This is a genomic window from Nonomuraea sp. NEAU-A123 (genome assembly GCF_018603905.1).
Taxonomy (GTDB): domain Bacteria; phylum Actinomycetota; class Actinomycetes; order Streptosporangiales; family Streptosporangiaceae; genus Nonomuraea.
This window is the reverse complement of the sequence record NZ_JAHFZZ010000010.1, coordinates 266,542-290,038: the sequence shown is the minus strand read 5'-3', so window position 1 is coordinate 290,038 and position 23,497 is coordinate 266,542. Positions and strand designations below refer to the sequence as shown.

At 72.2% G+C, this 23,497-nt stretch carries 7 protein-coding genes; all 7 read left to right on the top strand.

Features of this window, described 5'->3' with window-relative positions; translation table 11 throughout:
- Positions 1-32 precede the first annotated feature (32 nt).
- The 7 genes from KLK06_RS31300 (at position 33) to KLK06_RS31270 (ending at position 23,492) form a co-directional block, all read left to right on the top strand.
- A complete protein-coding gene (locus KLK06_RS31300; protein ID WP_214639252.1) occupies positions 33-5,456 on the top strand; it encodes a type I polyketide synthase in 5,424 nt (1,807 codons plus the stop codon).
- 32 nt (positions 5,457-5,488) lie between these two features.
- The gene (locus KLK06_RS31295) at positions 5,489-10,459 is read left to right on the top strand and encodes a type I polyketide synthase (RefSeq protein WP_214639251.1); all 4,971 of its coding nucleotides are present in this window, start codon (positions 5,489-5,491) and stop codon (positions 10,457-10,459) included.
- 106 nt (positions 10,460-10,565) lie between these two features.
- Positions 10,566-20,072, top strand: a complete 9,507-nt coding sequence (locus tag KLK06_RS31290) for a type I polyketide synthase (RefSeq protein ID WP_214639250.1) — start codon at positions 10,566-10,568, stop codon at positions 20,070-20,072.
- 75 nt (positions 20,073-20,147) lie between these two features.
- Positions 20,148-20,993, top strand: coding sequence for a 3-hydroxyacyl-CoA dehydrogenase family protein (locus KLK06_RS31285; protein ID WP_214639249.1), 846 nt, complete (start codon positions 20,148-20,150; stop codon positions 20,991-20,993).
- Positions 20,994-21,019: 26 nt separating this feature from the next.
- Complete coding sequence (locus KLK06_RS31280) at positions 21,020-21,271, top strand: acyl carrier protein (protein WP_214639248.1); 252 nt, start codon at positions 21,020-21,022, stop codon at positions 21,269-21,271.
- On the top strand, positions 21,268-22,437 hold the full coding sequence (locus KLK06_RS31275) for an acyl-CoA dehydrogenase family protein (protein ID WP_308168529.1): 1,170 nt from the start codon (positions 21,268-21,270) through the stop codon (positions 22,435-22,437). Before KLK06_RS31280 ends, KLK06_RS31275 begins: the two co-directional genes overlap by 4 nt.
- On the top strand, positions 22,434-23,492 hold the full coding sequence (locus KLK06_RS31270) for an HAD-IIIC family phosphatase (protein WP_308168528.1): 1,059 nt from the start codon (positions 22,434-22,436) through the stop codon (positions 23,490-23,492). Before KLK06_RS31275 ends, KLK06_RS31270 begins: the two co-directional genes overlap by 4 nt.
- Positions 23,493-23,497: the final 5 nt, after the last annotated feature.

Below are 23,497 nucleotides of genomic sequence, written 5' to 3'. Positions count from 1 at the left end.
TGTAGACCCCCGATACCTGCGAAAGGCGACAGATGTCGACCGAGGACAAACTGCGCGACTACCTCAAGCGCGTGACCGTCGAACTGACCCAGACTCGCCGCCGCCTCGCCGAGATCGAAGACCGTCGCCACGAACCCATCGCGATCATCGGGATGGCCTGCCGCTATCCGGGTGGCGTGGCCGCGCCTGAGGATCTGTGGGAGGTGGTGTCCTCGGGTGTGGACGCGATCGGTGAGTTCCCCGCCGATCGAGGCTGGGACGTCGATGCTCTTTACGACCCGGCTCCCGACGCGTTCGGCAAGTCGTACACGCGGCATGGCGGTTTCCTCTATGACGCGGGCGACTTCGACGCGCCCTTCTTCGGGATGAGCCCGCGCGGCGCGCTGGCCACCGACCCGCAGCACCGGCTGTTCCTGGAGGTGAGCTGGGAGGCGTTCGAGCGGGCCGGACTCGACCCGGGCGCGCTGCGTGGCAGCAGGACCGGTGTCTACGCGGGGACCATGTACGAGTACTACGCCGACCGCTACCTCGGGGCCATCCCCGAGTCCGTCGAGGGCACGCTGCTCACCTCCAGCACGCCGAGCGTCCTGTCGGGACGGGTGTCGTACACCTTCGGGCTGGAGGGCCCGGCCGTCACGCTGGACACCGCCTGCTCGTCGTCGCTGGTTACCGTGCACCTGGCGGTTCAGGCGCTGCGGCGCGGTGAGTGCTCGCTGGCGCTGGCCGGCGGCGTGACGGTGATGGCGGCGCCGGACCCGTTCGTGGAGTTCTCGCGGCAGCAGGCCCTGTCGCCCGACGGCCGGTGCAAGGCGTTCTCGGCCGCCGCCGACGGCGCCGCCTGGGCGGAGGGCGCCGGCGTGATCCTGCTGGAACGGCTGTCGGACGCGGAACGCAACGGCCGCAGGATCCTCGCGGTGGTCCGTGGCTCGGCCGTCAACCAGGACGGCGCCAGCAACGGCCTGACGGCGCCGAGCGGCCAGGCTCAGCGGGAGGTGTACCGGCAGGCGCTGGCCGACGCCCGGCTCGAACCCCGCGACGTCGACGCCGTGGAAGCCCACGGCACCGGCACCCGGCTCGGCGACCCGATCGAGGCCGAGTCGATCATCGCCGCCTACGGGCAGGACCGGCCGGCGGACCGCCCCCTGCGGCTCGGCTCAGTGAAGTCGAACATCGGCCACACCCAGGCCGCCGCCGGGGTCGCCGGGGTGATCAAGATGGTGAAGGCACTGGAACACCGGACCCTGCCCGCCACCTTGCACGTGGACGAGCCGACTCCGCACGCCGACTGGTCGGCCGGGGCCGTGGAACTCTTGACGGAGGCTGTGGCCTGGCCGGTCTCGGACCGGCCGATGCGGGCCGCGGTCTCGGGGTTCGGCATCAGCGGGACGAACGCTCATGTGATCTTGGAGCAGGCGCCGGAGGTGGTGCCCGAACCCGTGGCGGTGGATGGCCCGCTGGTGTGGGTGTTGTCCGCCAAGACGGAAATGTCGTTACATGCGCAGGCGGGCCGTTTGGGCACGTACGCGGCCACCGCGGCTGATGAGGATCTGGCCGTCGCGGGGGCCGTACTCGCTCGGCGGGCGCGGTTCGCGCACCGCGCGGTGGTGGTGGCCGCGGACCGGGACGAGCTGGTGGCGGGCCTGTCGGCGCTGGCCCTGGGTGAGTCGCACGCGGCCGTGACCAGCGGTACGGCGCTGCCGGATGCGCGGCCGGTGTTCGTCTTTCCGGGTCAGGGGTCGCAGTGGGCGGGGATGGCGGTTGATCTGCTGGATTCCAGTGAGGTGTTCCGCGAGTGGATGACCCGGTGTGATGAGGCGTTGATGCCGTACACGGGCTGGTCGGTTGTGGCGGCGCTGCGGGCGGGCGAGCTTGAAGGTTCGGACGTCGTTCAGCCGGTGTTGTTCGCGGTGATGGTGTCGTTGGCGGAGCTCTGGCAGTCGTTGGGCGTGGAGCCGGCGGCGGTGGTGGGTCACTCGCAGGGGGAGATCGCGGCGGCCTTTGTGGCGGGGGCGTTGACGCTCGATGACGCGGCGAAGGTGGTCGTGCTCCGTAGTAAGGCGCTGGTCAGGCTGGGTGGCACGGGTGGGATGCTCGCCGTCGCGCTGCCGGCCGAGGAAGTCCGGCTGGAGCCGTGGGCGGACCGGTTGTGGGTGGCTGTGCACAGCGGCCCCGCCGGCACGGTCGTGGCGGGTGACGTGGACGCGCTCGACGAGGCCGCCGCGGCCTGGGGTGAGACGGTCCGGGTACGCAGGATCGCCGTCGACTACGCCTCGCACACCCCGCACATGGCGGCGCTGCGGGACGAACTGCTCGCCGCACTGGCCGGTCTTGCGCCGCAGGCGACGGACGTGGCCTTCTGCTCGTCCATGGCCGGGACGTTCGTCGAGCCGACCGGGCTGGACGCCGACTACTGGTACGACAACCTGCGCAATCCTGTCCTGTTCCGCGAGTCCATCGGGGCGTTCGCGTCGTTCGGGACGCCGCTGTTCGTCGAGGTCAGCCCGCATCCCGTGCTCGGCGGCGACATCGAGGACAGTTGCGACGAGGCGGGCATCACCGCCGGGGTCTGCGGGTCGTTGCGCCGCGGTGCCGGTGATCGGCGGCGGTTCCTGGTCGCGCTGGCCCAGGCGTACGTGCTCGGGGCCGAGGTCGAGTGGCGGGCGGCGCTGGCGGACGTGCCGTATCGGCAGGTGGATCTGCCTACCTATGCCTTCGACCGGCGTACGTACTGGCTCAAGAGCACTGAACGGCGCGCGAACGTCGGCGGCTCGCGGCATCCGCTGCTGACCGCCGTGGTTCCCGTGGCCGACGAAGGGTTCCTGCTCACCGGGCGGCTGTCGACGGCCGAGCTGCCGTGGCTCGCCGACCACTCGGTCTCCGGGGGCGTGCTGTTGCCGGGGGCCGCGTTCGTCGAGCTGGCGTTGGAGGGGGCGGCGGTCGCGGGCTGCGACCTTCTGGAGGAGCTCACGCTGGAGGCGCCGCTCGTGCTGCCCGGCGCGGGTGAGGTCGGGCTGCAGATCACGGTGAGCCCGCCGGACACCGCCGGCCGGCGGGCGCTGACCGTCTTTTCCGCCGGGCCCGATTCCGAGTGGGTACGGCATGCGTCGGGCACGCTCGTCGAGGCGGCGGAGTCCGGCGGGGAGTGCGGCTGGGCCGCCGCCTGGCCTCCTGCGGATGCGTCGCCGGTGAACGTCGAGGGCGGCTATGAGCGGCTGGCGGACTCCGGTTATGAGTACGGTCCGGCGTTCCAGGGCGTGCGTGCGGTGTGGCGGCGGGACGAGGAGCTGTTCGCGGAGGTTGTGGCACCGGACGGGCTGGAGCTCGACGGGTACGGGATGCATCCGGCGGTGCTCGATGCGGCGTTTCACCCGTTGCTGCTCGGGGGCTCGGGGTCGGGGGACGTGCGGTTGCCGTTCGTGTTCCGGGGGGTGCGGCTGGGTGTGCCGGGGGTCTCGGTCTTGCGGGTGCGGCTGGCGTGGGCGGGGGACGACGGCGTGGTGGAGGCGGCCGACGTCTCCGGCCGGGCGGTGCTGTCGATCGACTCGCTGCGGGCCAGGGCCGTACCGGTCGAGCGGTCGTCTTCGGCGGCTGTGGTTCCGCAGGGGTTGGACTGGGTGAAGGTGCCCGTGGAGCTCGCCGGGGCCCGGCCGGAGGACGGTGGATCGCGCTGGGTCTGGCTGGATGAGGACGGCCTGTCGGCGGTGCTAGGCGAGTCGGCCGCTGGGGCGGGCTTCGCGGCGGACTTCGTCGCGGTCCGGTGTGTGGCTCCGGCCACGGGCGTGACCGCGGGGGCGCGGGAGTTGTTCGGCCGGGTGCTGGGGCTGCTGCGGAGCTGGCCGGCCGACGCGCGGGCCCGGCTCGTGTTCGTGACCCAGGGTGTCTTCGCCGCGGATGGCGTCGATGCCGCGGGGGTGGCCGCCGGGGCCGTCTGGGGCCTCGTTCGGTCGGCGCAGGCCGAACAGCCTGGGCGGTTCGCGCTGGTGGACGTGGAAGCGGGCGCCACTGACTGGGACCTGGTGGCGACGGCGATCGAGGCCGGGGAGCCGCAGTTGGCGATCCGCGACGGAGCGGCACTGGCGCCCCGCCTGACCCGCCGCCCGGCCCGACCTTCCGTCGGCACGGTCCTGACGGCCGGTTCTCCTCAGGGCGCCGGGACCGTGGTGGTGACCGGTGGGACCGGTGGTCTGGGTGCGCTGGTGGCGCGGCGGTTGGTGGAGCGGCACGGGGTCCGGGATCTGGTGCTGGTGTCGCGGCGCGGACCCGCCGCGCCGGGGGCGGGCGCGCTGGTGTCGAGCCTGGAAGACCTCGGCGCGAGGGTCACGGTGACGGCCTGCGACGTGTCGGACCGTGACGCCCTGGCCGTACTGCTGGCCTCGATCCCCGAGGACCGGCCGCTGACCGGCGTGGTCCACACCGCCGGGGTCCTGGACGACGCCACCCTGGAGGGACTGTCGGAGGGGAAGCTGGAGACGGTGTTCGCCCCGAAGGCGGACGCCGCGTGGCACCTGCACGAGCTCACCCGCGGCCTTCCGCTCACCTCGTTCGTGGTGTTCTCGTCGCTGGCGGGCGTGCTGGGCAACGCCGGGCAGGGCAACTACGCCGCCGCGAACACGTTCCTCGACGTGCTGGCCGCGCACCGGCGCGGGCTCGGCCTGCCCGCGGTGTCGGTGGCCTGGGGCCTGTGGGAGACCGGCTCCGGCATGACCGGTGCGCTGACGGCGGCCGACACCGCCCGCCTGGCCCGCGCGGGAGTCGCGGCGCTGACCGTGGAACAGGGGCTGGAGCTGTTCGACGCGGCGCTCGGCGGGGACGAACCCCTCGTCGTCGCCTCCGGCTGGGACGGTCCCGGGCTGCGTGCCAGGGCCGCGGCGGGTGACCTGCCACCCCTGCTGCGCGGCCTGGTCCGCGCCCCGCGCCGTACCGGATCCGGGCAGAACGCGGGAACGGCCGGGCTCGCGGCCCGCCTGCCCGGCCTGTCCGAGAGCGACGCCCGCAGGCTGATCACCGACATCATCCGCGCGCACGTCGCCGCCGTGCTGGCGCACGACAACGTGGACGCGGTCGACGTCGGCAGCGCGTTCAACACACTCGGCTTCGACTCGCTGACGGCCGTGGAGCTGCGTAACCGGCTCAACGCCGACACCGGGCTGCGACTGCCCGCGACCCTGGTCTTCGACCACCCGACCGTCACCACGCTGGCCGACTACCTGTTCAGGAGGCTCGCGCCGGCGGCCCCTTCGGCGGAGGACACGCTGCGCGACGCGCTGGAACGGGTCGAGTCGACGCTCGCCCGTGCCAACGGCGACGCCGAGCGCATCCGCGGCAGGCTCATCCCGATCCTGCAGAGTGCCCTGACCAGGCTCGGAGCCGACCCCACCGGCAGGAACGGCGCGGCGGAGAAGATCGACTCCGCGACCGATGAAGAGATCTTCGCGCTCATCGACAACGAACTCTGACCATGACTCTCGTTACCGGAAAGGCTCGTCCGATGGCGACCGAGGACAAACTACGCGACTACCTCAAGCGCGTGACCGTCGAACTGACCCAGACCCGCCGCCGCCTCGCCGAGGCCGAAGATCGTCAGCACGAGCCCATCGCGATCATCGGAATGGCGTGCCGCTACCCCGGCGGCGGCGACACGGTCGAGGGTTTCTGGAACCTGCTGCGCGACGGCGGCAGCGCGGTCACCGAAGTGCCATCCTCGCGGTGGGACATCGACGACTACTACGACCCCGACCCGCGCGCCGCCGGCGGCATGTACACCAGGTACGGCTCCTTCCTGCCGGACATCGCCGGCTGGGACGCCGAGTTCTTCGGCCTCTCGCCGCGCGAGGCCCTGCGGATGGACCCGCAGCAGCGCCTCCTTCTCGAACTGGCCTGGGAGGGCCTGGAGGACGCGGGCGCGCCGCCGTCGCGCCTGTCGGGCAGCCGTACCGGCGTGATGGTCGGCTACATGGACAGCCTCCAGTACGGCCGGCTCCAGCTCGAACGGCACGGCGCGGAGGCGCTCGCGGACCCGTACCTCGGCCAGGGCTCGTCCATGAGCGTCGCCGCCGGGCGCATCGCCTACCTGCTCAACCTGTGCGGCCCCACGCTGGCCGTCGACACGGCGTGCTCCTCCTCGCTGATCGCGGTCCACCTCGCGGCGGAGGCACTGCGGCGCGGCGAATGCGACCTCGCGATCGCCGCCGGGGCGTCGATGACCTTCCACCCGAGCACCTTCATCCAGGCGTGCGCGGCGTCGATGCTGTGCGCGGACGGGAAGTGCAAGACGTTCGACGCCAGCGCCGACGGCTACGTCATGGGCGAGGGCGGCGGCGTGGTGGTGCTGGAGCCGCTGTCCAAGGCCATCCAGAACGGCCGGCGCATCCGCGCGGTGATCCGCGGCTCGGCCGTCAACCAGGACGGCCGCAGCAACGGCCTCACCGCACCCAGCCGGAGCGCCCAGGTCGACGTGATCGGCCGCGCCCTGGCCGCCGCGCGGGTCACCCCCGAGGACATCTCGTACGTGGAGGCGCACGGCTCGGGCACCCACCTGGGCGACGCCATCGAGCTGTCGGCGCTGCACGACGTCTTCGGCGCTCGCCCCGCCGAGCGTCCGCTGCGGGTCGGCGCGGTGAAGACCAACATCGGGCACACCCAGGCGGCCGCCGGAGTGGCCGGGCTGATCAAGACGGTCCTGGTCCTGGAGAACGAACTGATCCCGCCGAACCTGCACCTGTCCGAGCCGGCGGCCGCGATCCCGGAGGACGGGACGGTCGTGCCGGTGGCGGGGGAACCGCAGGCGTTCGTGGGGGCGGGGCCGCGGCTGGCGGGGGTGAGCTCGTTCGGCTGGTCGGGCACGAACGCCCACCTCATCCTGGAATCCGCCCCCGACCCCAACACCGCTTCTCCCGCCACGGAAACCGGGCACGGCACGTCCGCTTCTTCTGCGCGGTCAGCCGTCGATCTGCCAGAACCCGGCAGGGCCGGGGATGCTCGGGCGCTGGTGCTGCCCGTGTCGGCGGCCAGTGACGCCGCCCTGCGCGAGCACGCCGGGCGGCTGGCCGCCACGCTGGTGGCCCGGCCGGAGTCGGCCCTGGCCGATGTGGCCCGTACGCTGCAGGCTGGTCGTGCCGAGCACGACCACCGGCGCGCGCTGGTCTGCACCGACCTCCAGGACGCCGCCCGCCTGCTGGGCCGCGTCGCCACCGAGGGCGGCGTGCACCGGGTGAAGGGCCGTCCACGGGTCGCGTTCCTGCTGCCCGGCGTCGGAGACCAATACGCGGGCCTCGGCCGGGAGCTGTACCGTACCGAGCCCGTCTACGCCGAGGCGGTCGACCGGTGCGTCGAGCTGGCCGCCGAGCGCTGCGGCGTGGACCTGCGACCGCTCTTCTCCACCGACGGGCAGGACGAGCCCGCGGCCCCCACCGGCCTCGCGGGCCTGCTCGGCCGCGACGGCCCGGGACCCGACCGGGCCGACGACCCGCTCAGCCACGCCGAGATCGCGCACCCGTACCTCTTCACCGTCGAGTACGCCCTGGCCCGGCTCCTGTCCCACTGGGGCGTCACCCCGGACATGCTCATCGGCTACAGCCTCGGCGAATACGTCGCGGCCTGTCTGGGTGGCGTGTTCACCCTGGAAGACGCCCTGTACGTGGTGGCCGAACGAGCCCGCCTGATCGCCGCCGCCCCGGCGGGCCGCATGGTCGCCGTCGCCGCAGGCGAGGACCGCGTCCGGGAACTACTCGCCGGTGCCGGCACCGGCACCGGCACCGAGACCGAGACCGAGACCGGCATCGAGACCGGCATCGAGACCGAGGTCGATGTCGCGGCGCTCAACGGGCCCTCGATGACCGTGCTCAGCGGGCTCCCCGAGGACATCGAGACGGTGACCCGCCGGCTCACCGCCGAGGGTGTCGCCTGCCGGTCGCTGCGGTCCGCGCACGCGTTCCACTCGTCGCTGCTCCAGCCCGCCCGCGAGAAGCTGGCCGCGCTGCTCGACTCGGTGCCACGTCAGGTCCCGGCCACCACGATCGTGTCCAACCTCACCGGTGTCGCGTTGACCGCCGAGCAGGCCACCAGTTCCCAGTACTGGGCCGATCAGCTGGTCAGTCCGGTCCGGTTCGCCGACGCCGTACGGCACTGCGTCGCGCAGGAAGTGGACGCCTTCGTCGAGATCGGCCCCGGCCAGACCCTCGGTGGGTTGGTCCGGCAGAACCTGTCCGACCGGCCGGCCACCGTACTCGGGACTCTGCCGCCGCTGTGGACGGCGGGGGAGCGCCCGGACGCCCGCGCCGAGCTGCTGGAGGCGTGCGGACGGCTGTGGGAGCTGGGCGTCACGCTGAACTGGGAGCTCACCCGCCCCGCCACCGCCCGCCTCGTGGACCTGCCCGCGTACCCCTTCCAACGCACCCGCTTCTGGCCGGACCAGGGCCAGGACGTCCCGCGCCCCGACCGACCCACCAAACCGGCCGACTTCGCCTTCACCCCGATCTGGCAACAGGACACCACCCGCCCCGTTCCGGCGCACCTCGTCTCTCCCGGCGGTCGTCAGGTCGTACGGCTGGGTGGGCCGTTGGTGGTCTTCGTCGACTCGGAGGGGGTCGGTGAGGAGCTTGCCGAGTTGGTCGCCGCGGCCGGGAGTCAGGTGGTCGAGGTCGTGGCCGGGAACGGGCTGCGGCAGGACGGGCGGCGTATCGTCATCGATCCCGCCGTGCCCGAGCACTACGCCCAGGCGTTCGCCGCTGTGACGGAGCCGGGGCCGGTGCATGTGGTCCACCTGTGGAGCCAGCTCGCGACGGCTGTCACCCCTGTGTACGCCACCGACGAGGAGCTGCGGGGGGCCATCGGGCACGGGTTCGACAGTCTGCTGCTGGCCGTACAGGCGCTGGGTGAGCTGCCCGCGCGCCAGGGGGTGCGGCTGCTGACGGTCACCCGAGGGGCGGCCGAGATCCTCGGTGGCGACGCGGTCGCGCCGTACCGGGCGGTGACGCATGGGCTTGGACGGGCGGCGCACCACGAGTACGCCGGACTGACCTGGAGCGGCGTCGACCTCGACCCCGAGGACGGCGGGCAGGTGGCCGGGCAGCTCGTCCATGAGCTGCTCAGGGAGCCGGACGAGGCGCACGACCGGCTGGCCGGGTGGCGGCGGGGTCGTCGCTGGGTGAAGAGCTGGGGCGAGGTCCCGGACCGTGGCGAGCCGGCCGACAGCCCGTGGCGGGCCGACGGCGTCTACCTGATCACCGGTGGCGCCCGAGGACTCGGCATGGGCCTGGCCAAGCACCTGGTACGAGCCGGAGTGCGACGGCTCGCCCTGGTGGGCCGGACCCCACTGAAAGGCATCGCCGAGTCGCACAGCGGCCTGCGCGAGGTGCCGGACCGGGACGGTGGGACTGCGCGCGGCCCACATGACGTACCGGAGCAGGACGGCAAGGTGGCTCGGAGCCTTGAGAACGTCGCCGAGCTGGAGGCGGCTGGGGCCGAGGTGCTGTTGCTGACCGCTGACGTCGGTGTTCCCGATGAGTTGCGGGGGGCGTTGCGGCGGTGCCGGGAGCACTTCGGCGCGTTGACCGGTGTGATCCACGCGGCCGGTGTGCCGGCGGGTGGGATGGTGCAGCGCCGGACCGTGGCCGAGGCGGGTGCGGTGCTCGCGCCCAAGGTGCTGGCGATGGGGCCACTCGCCGAGCTGGTCGGCGCGGGTACGCCTGCCGAGGAGCGGCCCGAACTGCTGGTCCTGTACTCCTCCGCGGTGACCGCGTTCGGCGGCATCGGCGAGGGCGACTACTGCGCCGCCAACACCGTGCTCGACGCGTACGGCGAGGCGCTGGCGGCGAGCGCGCCGTCCACCACGGTGGTGTCGGTCGCCTGGGGGACGTGGCAGCATGACGACTGGCAGGTCGAGTCACTGAAGGGCGCTTCCGGCCTGGCCCAGCGGGTGGCCGCCTACCGGGAGAGGTACGGCTTCGCCGAGGAGGCGGGGTGCGCGTTCCTCGACCGGATCGTGACCGGCGGCCACGGCAGCGTCCTGGCCGCGCGCCAGCCGCTGCGGGACGTCCTGCGGGACTGGTCGGCCATGTTCGACCTCGACGCGCTGGTCGGTGCGGCGGCGGCGCCTCGTGGGGAGCGGTTCCCGAGGCCGCGGTTGCGGACCGAGTTCGTGGTGCCCAGGAACGAGACCGAGACCAAGATCGCCGATCTGTGGGGCGCCTACCTGGGCATCGAGCAGGTCGGCGTGCACGACCCGTTCTTCGACCTCGGAGGGAACTCCCTGGTCGGCATGGCCATGGTGCTCGCCATCGAGAAGGAGCTCGGTGTGCCCATCGCGCCCGCGGTGCTGTTCGAACACCCGACGGTCGCGGAGTTCGCGGCGGCTCTGGAGCGCTCGGGGGACGACGACGGCGGCACTCGGCAGGCGCTCACCACCAGCTCGGCTCGGGGGCAGCGCCGCCGCCGCGCCCGTTCCGGCCCACGGAAATGAGCGCGCGGATGAGGTCACGGACGGGACCGCAGTTGAAGTCGGAGTTGACGGCCGCGATGAGGCCGAGATGGAGCCGGAGATGAGACCGGAATTGAGGACTGTGGACGTGACTGACGAGCTGGCCGGTGAGGTTTCCGGCAACGACATTGCGATCGTCGGGATGTCGGGGCGGTTCCCCGGAGCCTCCGACGTGGCCGGATTGTGGGCGAACATCCGTGACGGCCGTTCCGGCATCACCCGGTTCACCGATGACGAGTTGCGGGCCGCCGGGGTGCCCGAGGATCTGTTGGCGGATCCCGGCTATGTGAAGGCCGGTGCGGTGATCGAGGGCGTCGAGCTGTTCGACGCGGGGTTCTTCGGGTTCAGTCCGAAGGAGGCCCAGATCCTTGACCCGCAGCACCGGCTGTTCCTGGAACACAGCTGGGAGGCCCTGGAGGACGCCGGCTGCGACCCCACCCGCTTCGACGGCGCGATCGGCGTCTTCGGCGGTTCCGGCTGGAGCTCGTACCTGCAGCACAACCTGATGCCGAACGACATCGCCGCCACCATGGGCGAGCTCGCCCTCGGCCTGGCCAACGACAAGGACTCGCTGACCCTCCGCGTGGCCCACACGCTGGGCCTGTCGGGTCCCAGCTACGCGGTGCAGAGCTATTGCTCCACGTCGCTCGTCGCGGTCTGCGCGGCGGCCTCCAGCCTGGCCGGGTTCGAGTGCGACCTGGCGCTGGCGGGTGGCGTCGCGGTCAACGTGCCGCACCGGGTCGGCTACCTGTACCAGCAGGGCGGCATCGCGCCGCCGGACGGCGAGTGCCGGGCGTTCGACGCGGGCGGCCTGGGCAGCCCGCTCGGCAGTGGTGTCGGTGTGGTGGCGTTGCGCAGGCTGGAGGACGCGCTGTCCGCCGGGGACCAGATTTACGCCGTCATCCGTGGCTGGGCCGTCAACAACGACGCGGGCAAGAAGGTCGGGTTCACCGCGCCCGGCGTACAGGGGCAGGCAGCCGTCATGGCCGAGGCGCTGGCCAGCGCGGGACTGATGCCCGCCGACATCGACTACGTCGAGGCGCACGGCACCGGCACCGCGCTCGGCGACGCGGCCGAACTGGCTGCGCTGCAGCAGGTGTTCCGCGACGAGTCGTGCCTGATCGGCTCCGTCAAGACGAACCTCGGCCACCTCGACCGGGCGGCCGGCGTCACCAGCCTCATCAAGACGGCGCTCGCCCTGCGCCACGACGAGATCCCGCCCACGCGCAACCTCACCGCCCCCAATCCCCAGCTCAGCGCCGGCGAGGCCGAGCTGGAGGTCGTCACCAGGCTCATCGCCTGGCCGCGCAGACCGGGACGGACCCGGCGGGCCGGGGTGAGCGCGTTCGGCATCGGCGGGACGAACGCCCACGTAGTTCTCGAAGAAGCGCCTCCCGTCTCGTGCCCGATTCCGGCTCCGCGGCCGGAGCTGCTGGTGTGGTCCGCGCGGTCCGCCGCCGCAGCCGACGCGATGACCGCGCGGCTCGCCGACCACCTCGCGAGCGACTCCGACACCCACCACCTGCCCGACATCGCCTACACGCTGCAGAGCGGGCGGCAGGTCTTTGGTCACCGCCGGATGCTGGTCGCCACCACCGTGGACGGGGCCGTCGCCGGGCTGCGCGACGCCGGAGTACTGGCCCGCGCGGACAGCCGCGCCGACCGGCCTGTCGCGTTCCTCATAGCGGGCACCGGCGAGCAGTACCCGGGCCTGGCCGCCGACCTGTACGAGACCGAGCCGGTGTTCAGGCGGACGCTCGACGAGTGCCGGGCCGTGCTCCGCGACCACCTCGACGGGGTGGACCCGCTCGCCGAGATGCTGCTCCCCAGGAACCCCGGCCAGGCCGCCGGGCTCGACCGGCTGCTCGGGCGGGGGTCGGCGCCGGTCGACACCATGCCTACCGCTGTGCTGCAGCCCGCTCTGTTCGCCGTGGAGTACGCGCTGGCCCAGCTTGTACGTTCCTGGGGCATCGAGCCCGCGCTGCTGGCCGGCTACAGCCTCGGCGAGTACGTGGCCGCCTGCCTGGCAGGCGTACTCCCGCTGGACTCGGCCCTGGCGCTGGTCGCCCACCGCGCGCGGCTGATCGACGCCCTGCCGGCCGGCGCGATGAGCGCCGTGCCGCTGGCCGCCGACGACCTGCGGAACCGCCTCAACCGGGCGGGCATCGCCGACGTGGACGTGGCCGCGGTCAACGGCCCCGAACTGACCGTGCTCGCCGGGCCGCCCGCCGCGATGGAGGCGGCCAGGGAGTTCCTGGCGGGCGAGTCGGTGCCGTGCCGGCCGCTGGCGACCAGCCACGCGTTCCACTCCCGCATGATGGAACCGGTACGCGACGAGCTGACCCGCTGGATCGCCACCCACGTCACGCTCGAAGAGCCACGCATCCCGTACGTCTCGAACGTCACCGGCGCCCTCATCACCGCCGCGGAGGCGACCGACCCCGGCTACTGGGCGCGGCACATGTGCGGGCCCGTGCTGTTCGACGCGGTACTCGGCACGCTGCTCGAACAGGGTGAGCTCGCGCTGCTGGAGATCGGCCCCGGCCAGTCGCTGGGGGCGATGGCCCGCGGCCACCGCGACTGCCCCCGGGACCGCTGGCCGCTGGTGGTCTCCTCGCTCCCCGCCGCCGCCGACCCCCGCCCGGCCAGTGTTGTGCTGGCCGAGGGTGTGGGGCGGTTGTGGCTGGCGGGGGTGCCGGTCGATTGGGCGGGCTACCAGCAGGATCGGCCCGTACGCAAGGTGGGGCTGCCCAGCTACCCGTTCCAGCGGGAGCGCTACTGGATCGACCCACCCCGCCACCAGACCGCACCCGCGCCTGACGTTTTGGTCGCCGCGCCCGCTCCTGACAAGGCGGTCCCGCACGTCCAGCTCATGGTCCCGCACTGGACCGCAACCGACGGACCCGCCGCGACAGGCCCGTCTGCGGGTGATGCGATCGGGCGCTGTGTGGTGCTTGCCGATGTGGGTGGTGTCGCCGACGCGGTCGTCGAGGCGCTGGGGTCGGATGGCACCGAGATCGTGCTGGTACGGCCGGGCGGCGCGTTCGCCGAGGTGGTGGGCGGGTACACGATTGACCCGGAGTCGGCGGCCGACCACACCGCCCTGGCTCGGGGGCTCGTGGGCGAGAGCCCGACGACCCTCGTCGACCTGCGGCTGCTCGACCACCCCGACGGTGGCGACGGGCGTCAGGTGGTGCTCCCGCTCTCCCGGATGCTGGACGCCTGGGGCAGCGAGGGCGGCGACAGCACCAGGATCATCGTGGCCACCCGGGGCGGCCAGGCGGTCACCGCCGGCGAGGTCCCGGACCCGGGCCAGGCCGCTGCCGCCACGCTGCCGCTGGTCGCCAACCAGGAGTACCTCAACCTCGACTGCCGCTGCGTGGACCTCGAGGCCGGGACCGACGTAGCCGCGACGGCCAGGGACCTGGTGGCCGAGCTCCGCAGCCCGGCGACCGACACCCTGGCGGCCTACCGCGCCGGGCGCCGCCACACCCGCGACTACGTCCCCGCCGCCCCGGACACCACCGCACCGACAGAGGGCCTGGGAGTACGGCCTGGTGGGACGTACCTGATGACCGGTGGTCTCGGGGACGTCGGGCTGCTGGTGGCCGAGCATCTGGTGCGGGCCGGAGCCGGGCGGCTGATCCTCACCAGCCGCGGTGGCGTGCCCGCTACGGCCGGTGACCCGCGCTACGAGGCCGTCCAGCGGTTGCGGGCGCTCGGAGCCGAGGTGCTGACGCCGCAGGCGGACGTAACCGACATAGACGCGATGCGCGCCGTGATGGCCGAGGCTCTGCGGGATGGTGGGCGGCTCGACGGGGTGATTCATGCCGCCGCCGAGACCGGCAGGGACACGTTCCTGTCGATGCGTGACCTCGGTCCGGAAGCCGTCGGGAGGCACTTCGGCGCCAAGGTGGCCGGCGCGCTCGTTCTGCGGCAGGTGCTCGCCGAGTTGCCCGTTGAGCGGGCGCCCGGGTTCTGCGTGCTGTTCTCCTCGACGTCGTCGCTGCTGGGTGGCATCACGTTCGGCAGCTACGCGGCGGCGAACGCCGCGCTGACGGCGGTCGCCCACGACACCGTCGCCTCGCCGACCCGGTGGGTGGCCGCGAACTGGGACACCTGGTCGCGGACGCTCGAAGGGATGGAAGGCGGCATCGGTGCGGCGATGGCCGCGCATGCCATGAGCACCGAGGAGGGGCTGGCGGCGTTCGATCGGCTGGTGGCCGACTCCCGGCCGAGCCTCGTGGTGGCGGCGGGTGGTCTCGATGACCGGCTGCCCAGGGCGGTGGCCGGGCCGGAGCCGGGAGCGGGCGGCACCAGGTTCCCGCGTCCCGAACTGCCTCAGCCGTACAGCCCGCCGTTGACCGCGACCGAGCGGGCGCTCGCCGAGCTGTGGTCCGAAGTGCTCGGCATCGAGCCGGTCGGGACCAGGGACAACTTCTTCGACCTCGGCGGCAACTCGCTCGTCGCGTTGCAGATGCTGGCCCTGGTGAAGAAGCGGTTCGGGACCGCGGTTCCGACGGTGATGCTGTTCGAGGCGCCGACGGTGCACACGCTCGCCGGGATCCTTGACGAGAAGGGCGCCGGCGCCGGTCGTACCGCGCCGATGACCGCCCGCACCACGACCAGCGCCCGCGCCACGACGGTGGCCAAGCGGGTCGCTCAGAGAGCCGCGGATGGCGCCGTCAGCAGCACCGATGGCACCGACGCGGACGACGACCGGCGGATCGCGATCGTCGGCATGGCCGGCCACTTCCCCGGCGCCTCCGACGTGGGTGCGTTCTGGAACAACCTGCGCGAAGGCGTCGAGTCCATCAGCTTCTTCTCCGAGGAGGAGCTGCTGGCCGCCGGCGTGGCCCCCGACCTCATCCACGACCCGTCGTACGTCCCCGCCCGCCCGGTCCTCGACGACGTCAGCGGCTTCGACGCCGCGTTCTTCGGCCTCAGCCCCCGGATGGCCGCGATCACCGACCCGCAGCAGCGGGCGTTCATCGAGGTCTGCTGGGAGGCGCTGGAGCAGGCCGGGTACGCGGTGCCCGAGAGCCGGGGCCGGGTGGGCGTGTTCGGCGGCAGCAACATCAGCACGTACCTGCTCCGCATGGGCGAGCACCTCCTGAACGACGAGGAGGAGGTCAGCCACTACGAGATCATCATGGGCAACGACAAGGACGCGCTCACCACGACGGTCTCCTACCTGTTCGACCTGTACGGGCCCAGCGTCGCGGTGCAGACGTTCTGCTCGACCTCGCTGGTCGCGGCGCACCTGGCGGTACAGAGCCTGCGGAACGGCGAGTGCGAACTGGCGCTGGCCGGAGGCGTGTCGATCCGGGTCCCCGACCGGATCGGGCACAAGTTCGGGCCCGGCGGGCAGGAGTCGCCCGACGGTCATGTGCGGACGTTCGACGCGCGGGCGCGGGGCAGCATGTTCGGCGACGGGGCCGCGGTGGTGCTGCTCAAGCGGCTGTCCGATGCGGTACGCGACGGCGACCACATCTGGGCCGTGATCCGCGGCTCGGCGATGAACAACGACGGCGCCCTCAAGGTCGGCTTCACCGCGCCGAGCGTGGTCGGCCAGGCCCGGGTGATCGCCGACGCGATGGCGGACGCCGGGGTGACCGGCGAGGACATCAGCTACATCGAGGCGCACGGCACCGCCACCGAACTCGGCGACCCGATCGAACTGGCCGCGCTTACCCGGGCGTTCGGCGAGACCGAGGAGACGCAGTACTGCCCTATCGGCTCGGTGAAGACCAACATCGGGCACCTGGACCGCGCCGCGGGCGCCAGCGGACTGATCAAGACCTCGCTCGCGCTGCGCGAGCAGGTGATCCCGGCCAGCCTGCACTACACCAGCCCCAACCCGGAGATCGACTTCGAGAACAGCCCCTTCTACGTCAACGCCCAGCTCTCCCCATGGCGGACCCGCGACGGACGGCCGCGCATCGCGGGCATCAACTCGCTCGGCATGGGCGGCACCAACGTGCACATGGTCGTCGAGGAGGCTCCAGTCAGACCCCCGGCTCCGCCGGTTTCGTCCGAGTCCTCCCGCAGGTACCAGGTGCTGCCCGTGTCCGCGCGCAACGCCACCGCGGCCGACCAGGCGGGCGAGCGCCTCGGGCGGCACCTGGCCGCCGCGCCCGGTATCCGGCTGGCGGACGTGGCGTTCACGCTCCAGGTGGGGCGGAAGACGTTCGAGCACCGGCGCGTCGCCGTCGTCGACAGCGTCGAGTCGGCCGCCGCCGTGCTGACCGGGGAGTCGCCGGAGCCCGGCGTGCTGAGCCGGGTCGACACGGTGCAGGGGCGTCCGGTGGCGTTCCTGCTGGCCGGGGCGGGGGAGCAGTATCCCGGTCTGGTCACTGAGCTGTACCGGCGCGAGCCGGAGTTCCGTGCGGCGCTCGACGAGTGCCTGGAGCTCCTGCGCGGGCCGCTGGGCGACGTGGACCTCGCCGACCTGCTGGCGGGTGGGCGCGGCACCGCCCCCGACCTCGCCGCCCTGCTGGGGCGTACGAGCTCGAACGGCTCAACGAAGGCGGGCGCGGGCGGTGATGAGCGGGTCGGTGTTCTGGAGCGTACGGAGGTTGTCCAGCCCGCTCTGTTCGCCGTCGAGTACGCCCTGGCTCGCACGCTGATGACCTGGGGCGTACAGCCGCGGATCATGCTGGGCTACAGCCTCGGCGAGTACGTCGCCGCCTGCCTGGCGGGAGTGCTGTCGCTGCCGGACGCCATCGCGCTGGTGGCGTACCGGGCGAAGCTGATCGACGGTGTGCCGCCCGGTTCGATGGCCGCCGTGTCGCTGCCCGCCGGCGAGTTGCGGCGCCGGTTCAAGCTCGACGAGCGGGGGCTGGACCTCGCCGCCGTCAACGGCCCGCAGGTGACGGTCGTCGCCGGTCCCGTCGAGGCGATGGACGGGCTCCTCGCCGACCTGCGGCGGGCCGAGATCCCGTGCCGTCCGCTGCAGACCACCCACGCCTTCCACTCCAGGATGCTGGCCCGCCTGAGCGACGAGCTGACCGCCTGGGTCGAGGCGAACATCGAGCTCAACCCGCCCGCCCTCCCGTACATCTCGAACGTCACCGGCGAGATCGCCGACGCGGACCTGGTGTGCGACCCGGGCTACTGGGCGCGGCACATGTGCGGGACCGTACGGTTCGCGGACGGGATCGACGCGCTGCTCGCCGACCCCGAGCTGGCCGTGGTCGAGATCGGTCCGGGGCAGTCGCTCGGCGCCCTGGTACGCGCCGCCGGGTGCCCGCCGCAGCGGTGGCCGCTCATCCTCAACGCGCTGCCCGGCGGCAGCGACAGCCGCCCGGAGGACGCGGTGCTCGCCGGTTGCCTGGCCCGGCTGTGGCTGCTCGGCGCCGACCTCGACTGGGCCGCCCACCACGGCAGACACCAGAACGCAGCACCCGCCGATGTGCTCGGGGCCGGGTTGCCGGGGCGGATTCCGCTGCCGACGTACCCGTTCCAACGTCAGCGTTACTGGATCGACCCGCCCGCGAGCGGTGCGCGGCGGCAGCCGGTGGGTGCGCTTCCCGCGCTCGACCTGGACAACCTGTTCGAGGCGATCACCAACCTGCCGAGGCTGCCGGAAGACCAGTGGATGTACCTGCCTGTGTGGCGTCAGACGGCCCCGCCCGCGCCGGGCGCGCAGCCGGGTTCGTGGCTGGTGTACACCCGCGATGGGCTCGCCGACCAGGTGGCCGCCGAGCTTCGGCGGACGGCGGGCGCCGCTGTCACGCTGGTACGTCCCGGCGACGCGTACGCCGACACCGCCGACGGATACACGGTGCGGCCCGGCAGCGTGGGCGACACGCTCTCGCTGCTGCGCGACCTGCGTGCCGCCGGTCGGCCGCTGGAGCGGGTGGTCCACCTCTGGACGCTCGACGCCGCTCCCGGCGACACCACCATCCGGTACGGCCTGCACACGCTCGTCGCGCTGGCCCGGGCGGCGGCCGAGTCCGGTACCGACGACTGGTCCCTGGACGTCGCCGTCACCGGCACGCAGCAGGTACTGGGCGACGACGTGTCGAACCCGGACGGCGCGACGCTGATCGGGCCCTGCCTGGTGATCCCCCTGGAATACCCGAAGGTCGCCACCCGCCTCATCGACCTGGAGACCGCCCCGCCCGCCTCCGCCACTCCGGGCACCCTCGCGCTCGCCGGTCGGGGTGCTCCCGCGCTCGCCGGTCGGGGTGGTTCGGTGGTCGGCGGGTTGGTGGCCGAGTTGCGCCGGCCGCAGGCCGACCGGATTGTGGCGCTGCGCCACGGTCGCCGCTGGGTGCCTGGGTACGAGACCATGGCGGTCGATCCGGACCTGGAGACGCTCCGCGACGGCGGCGTCTACCTGATCACGGGCGGGCTGGGCGGCATCGCGCTCGGCCTGGCCGAACGCCTGGCCCGCGACTGCCACGCCAACCTCGTCCTGCTCGCCCGCCGCGGCCTGCCACCACGCTCGGAGTGGCCCCGCATCCTGGCGAGCGCCGGACCGAACGGCGCCGGACCGAACGGCGCGGGTGCGGTCGATGAGGTGACCAGGTGGCGGATTGCTCAGGTGACCGAGATCGAGAAGCTCGGCGCCCGTGTCGAGATCGTCACCGGTGATGTCAGCAAGCCCGAGGACGTCCGCCGAGCCGTAGACACGGCGGTCGAGCGCTTCGGTGCCCTCCACGGAGTGCTCCACGCCGCGGGTGTCCCCGGTATGGGGTTGATGCAGTTCAAGCGGTCCGACGAGCTGGACCAGGTGCTCGCTCCGAAGATCGCGGGCACTCTGGCCATCGCCGAGGCGTTGCGCATCGGCGAGCCCGACGAGGTCGAGCTGGACTTCCTGGTGCTGTTCGCCTCCATCACCTCGGCGACCGGCGGTGGTCCGGGGCAGGTGGACTACTGCGCCGCCAACGCCTTCCTCGACGGTTACGCCCACCGGCTGGCCGGCACCGGCAGGCGCGTTCTGGCCATCGACTGGGGCGAGTGGACCTGGAACGCCTGGGAGGAGGGTCTGGCCGGGTACGACGGCGCGTTGCAGCAGTTCTTCCGCGACAACCGGGCCCGTGTCGGCATCGACTTCGAGGACGGCTGGCGGGCGCTGCTGCGCGCGCTGGCCAGTGGCGAGCCCAGGGTCGTGGTGTCCACGCAGGACTTCCCGACGGTGGTGCTCGGCAGCTCGCGGTTCAACCTGGAGGCGGTCACCTCGCCCGCCATCAGCTCGGCGACCGGCGAGCGGCACCCGCGCCCGGAGCTGGTCACCCCCTACCAGGAGCCGTCGGGGTCGGCCGAGGAGCAGATCGCCGGCATCTGGTGCGACTCGCTCAAGCTCGACCGGGTCGGCGTCCTGGACAACTTCTTCGAGCTCGGCGGCAACTCGCTGCTCGGCGTCAGCATCGTGGCCGCGATGCGCCGGGCGTTCGAGCTGGACGAACTGCCGCCCCACATCCTCTACGAGGCGCCGACCGTGTCGGCCCTCGGCCAGACCATCGAGGCCCTGTCCTCAGGCACGGGCCACGCGTCCGGGAACGGCGCCGACGGCGGCAGCCACGTACGTGCCCAGCTTCGCCGATCGGGACTCGAAGCCTCCGCCGCCCGCAGACGCGGCCGGTGAGACCGCGAAAGCGACTGCCAAAGCGACCGCCAAAGCGACCACCAAAGAGACCAGCAGAAAGAGAACGGAGCAGACATGACAGTGATCGGCGTAGTGGGCGCCGGCGTGATGGGCGTCGGAGTGGCCCAGAACCTGGCCCAGACCGGCCACGACGTGGTCCTGGTCGACAAGGACGAGCAGATCCTCCAGCAGGCGCTGGCGATCATCGAGCGCAACAGCCGGATGAGCCGCCTGATGGGCGGCCCGGCCCTGGACGCGGACGCGATCCTCGCCAGGATCACCACGGCCGTCGGCGCAGACGCCCTGGCCAAGGCGGAGATCGTCATCGAGAACGTGACGGAGAACTGGGACGTCAAGCGCGAGGTCTACGAGGCGCTCGACGCGGCCTGCGGACCCGACACCGTGTTCGTCGTCAACACCTCCGCCATCCCGATCACCAAGGTCGGCGCCGTGACGGGCCGTCCCGACAAGGTCATCGGCGTGCACTTCATGAACCCGGTGCCCGCCAAGCCGGCCGTCGAGCTGATCCCCGGCTTCCACACCACCCCCGACACCATCGAGCGGACCAGGAACCTGCTGACCGCGATGGGCAAGAGGGCCGTCGACGTCAAGGACTCGTGCGGCTTCATCTCCAACCGGGTGCTCATGCTCACCGTCAACGAGGCCGCCTATCTCGTGCACGAGGGCGTGGCCACGGCCGAGTCGGTCGACGAGGTGTTCCGTAGCTGCTTCGGCCACCCCATGGGGCCGCTGGAGACCGCCGACCTGATCGGCGTCGACACCATCCTCTACAGCGTCGAGGTGCTGTACGAGCACTACGCCGACAGCAAGTACCGGCCGTGCCCGCTGCTCAAGCAGATGACCGACGCCGGCCTGCACGGACGCAAGTCCGGCCGCGGCTTCTTCACCTACGCCAACTAACCAAACCACGGAAAAGGAGCACAGCAATGTCGAACACCGCGGAGGCGCAGATCCTCGCTTTCGTCCGCAGCCGCTACCCGCAGGCAGAGATCGCCGGGGACCAGGACATCTTCTCCCTGGGCTTCGTCAACTCGCTGTTCGCGATGGAGCTGGTGATGTTCGTGGAGAAGACCTTCGAGGTCACCATCCCGAACGAGGAGCTGCGGATCGACAACTTCCGGACCGCCGGCTCGATGGCCGAGCTGGTGGGCCGGCTGTCGGAGGAGCTGGCCGCGTGACGATCGCCGTCCCGGCACCGAGCGCGCTCGACGCCGCACCAGTCTCGGGCCCGGTCACCGACCGGGCCGGTGCGCGCGCGTTCGTGGACACGTACATAGTTCCGTACGCCGAGGCGTACGACCAGGCCGGCTACATCCCCGAGGAACTGCTGGACCAGATGGCCGAGGCGGGCCTGTGGGCCCCCTTCCTGCCCGAGGAGGTGGGCGGCGCCGGAATGGACCTGGTCACTCTCGGCGAGGTCCACGAGGAGGTGGGCCGCGGCTGCTCGTCCGTCCGCAGCCTGCTCACGGTCCACACCATGGTGTCGTGGGCGGTGCAGCGGTGGGGCAGCGCGGCGCAGCGGGAGAAGTGGACCCCGGCCCTGGCCAAGGGCGAGGTCCTGGGCGCGTTCTGCCTGTCGGAGCCCGGCGCGGGCAGCGACACCTCGGGCATCACCACGACCGCCGTCCAGTCCGGCACGGGCTGGGTGCTCAACGGCGGCAAGAAGTGGATCACCGGCGGCCAGCGGGCGGACCTGTACCTGGTGTTCGCCCGTACGGCGTCGAGCATCGGCGCGTTCCTGGTGCCCAGGGAGAGTCCCGGGGTCGAGGTGCGCCCGATCGACGACATGCTGGGCACCCGCGCGTCGATGCTCGCGGAGGTGACGTTCGACGAGGTCGCCCTTGGCGCCGACGCACTGCTCGGGCCCAGCGGGTTCACCGCGGGCATGGTGCTCACCGGCACGCTCGACCTCGGCCGCTACAGCGTGGCGGCCGGGTCGGTCGGCATCATCCAGGCGTGCCTGGAGGCGTCGGCCGCTTACACCGCGGCCCGCGAGGTCGGCGGGTCGGTGCTGCGGGACCTGCCGCTGATCCAGGCGAAACTGTCCGACATGGTCACCGACGCGCGGGCGGCCCGGCTGCTGCTGGCCGAGGCGGGGCGGCTCAAGGACGCCGGCGAGGCGTCCACGATCATGGCGACCTGGGTGGCGAAGTACTTCGCGTCCACCGCGGCCGCCAGGCACGCGTCGGAGGCGGTCCAGATCCACGGCGCCAACGGCTGCAGCCCCGACTACCCCGTCGCCCGCTTCTACCGGGACGCCAAGGTCATGGAGATCATCGAAGGCAGCAACGAGATTCAGCGCATCACGATCGCCGGCCAGGCGGCACGGGAGGTGACGTTGTGAGCGTGGCCGTCATTCACGAGAAGCCCAAGCAGGGCCGCATCAAGTGCGTCGTGTGGGACCTCGACAACACGCTGTGGGACGGCGTGCTGCTGGAGGACGAGAACGTCACGGTACGCCCGGCGGTCGTCGAGCACATCAGACGGCTGGACCGCATGGGCGTGCTGCACTCGGTGGCCAGCAAGAACGACCACGAGGCGGCGTTCGGCAAGCTGCGCGAGCTCGGCCTCGACGACCTGTTCCTCTACCCGCGGATCAACTGGAACGCCAAGTCCGACTCGATCCGCCAGATCTCCAAGGCGCTCAACCTCGGGCTCGACGCGTTCGCGTTCGTGGACGACCAGGAGTTCGAGCGCGCCGAGGTGGCGCACCAGGTGCCGGAGGTGACCTGCGTCGACGTCGTCGACGTGGACGAGGCGCTGGTACGGCCCGAGTTCACGCCCCGGTTCGTCACCGACGAGTCGGCGCAGCGACGCGGCATGTACCAGGGGCAGATCGCCAGGGACGAGCTGGAGAGCGAGTTCGTCGGCACCAACGAAGAGTTCCTGGCCGGGCTGAAGATGGCCTTCACCATCGCGCCCGCTCGCCGCGAGGACCTCCAGCGGGCCGAGGAGCTGACGGTACGCACCAACCAGCTCAACTCGACCGGCCGCACCTACTCCTACGAGGAGCTCGACGAACTGCGCGAGTCGCCGGACCACCTGCTGCTGGTGGCCTCGCTCACCGACCGGTTCGGCAGCTACGGCAAGATCGGGCTCGCGCTGGTCGAGAAGGAAGACACCTCCTGGCGGCTCAACATGATGCTGATGTCGTGCCGGGTCATGTCGCGCGGTGTCGGGATGGTGATGCTCAACCACATCATGCGGCTGGCGAAGGAGGCCGGCGTCTCGGTGCGGGCCGACTTCGTGGAGACGGGACGGAACCGGATGATGCAGGTCACCTACGCGTTCGCGGGTTTCAGGGAGGTGGAGCGGAACGGCGCCCACGTGGTCCTGGAGGCCGATCTGACGAGCGTGCAGCCGCCTCCGCCCTACGTGCAGCTAGAAATCGTGGATTGAGGCAC

Bases quoted from the DNA above. Each gene is read 5' to 3' on its own strand.
- KLK06_RS31300 (WP_214639252.1), top strand. From the start codon at position 33: ATGTCGACCGAGGACAAACTGCGCGACTACCTCAAGCGCGTGACCGTC.
- KLK06_RS31295 (WP_214639251.1), top strand. From the start codon at position 5,489: ATGGCGACCGAGGACAAACTACGCGACTACCTCAAGCGCGTGACCGTC.
- KLK06_RS31285 (WP_214639249.1), top strand. From the start codon at position 20,148: ATGACAGTGATCGGCGTAGTGGGCGCCGGCGTGATGGGCGTCGGAGTG.
- KLK06_RS31280 (WP_214639248.1), top strand. From the start codon at position 21,020: ATGTCGAACACCGCGGAGGCGCAGATCCTCGCTTTCGTCCGCAGCCGC.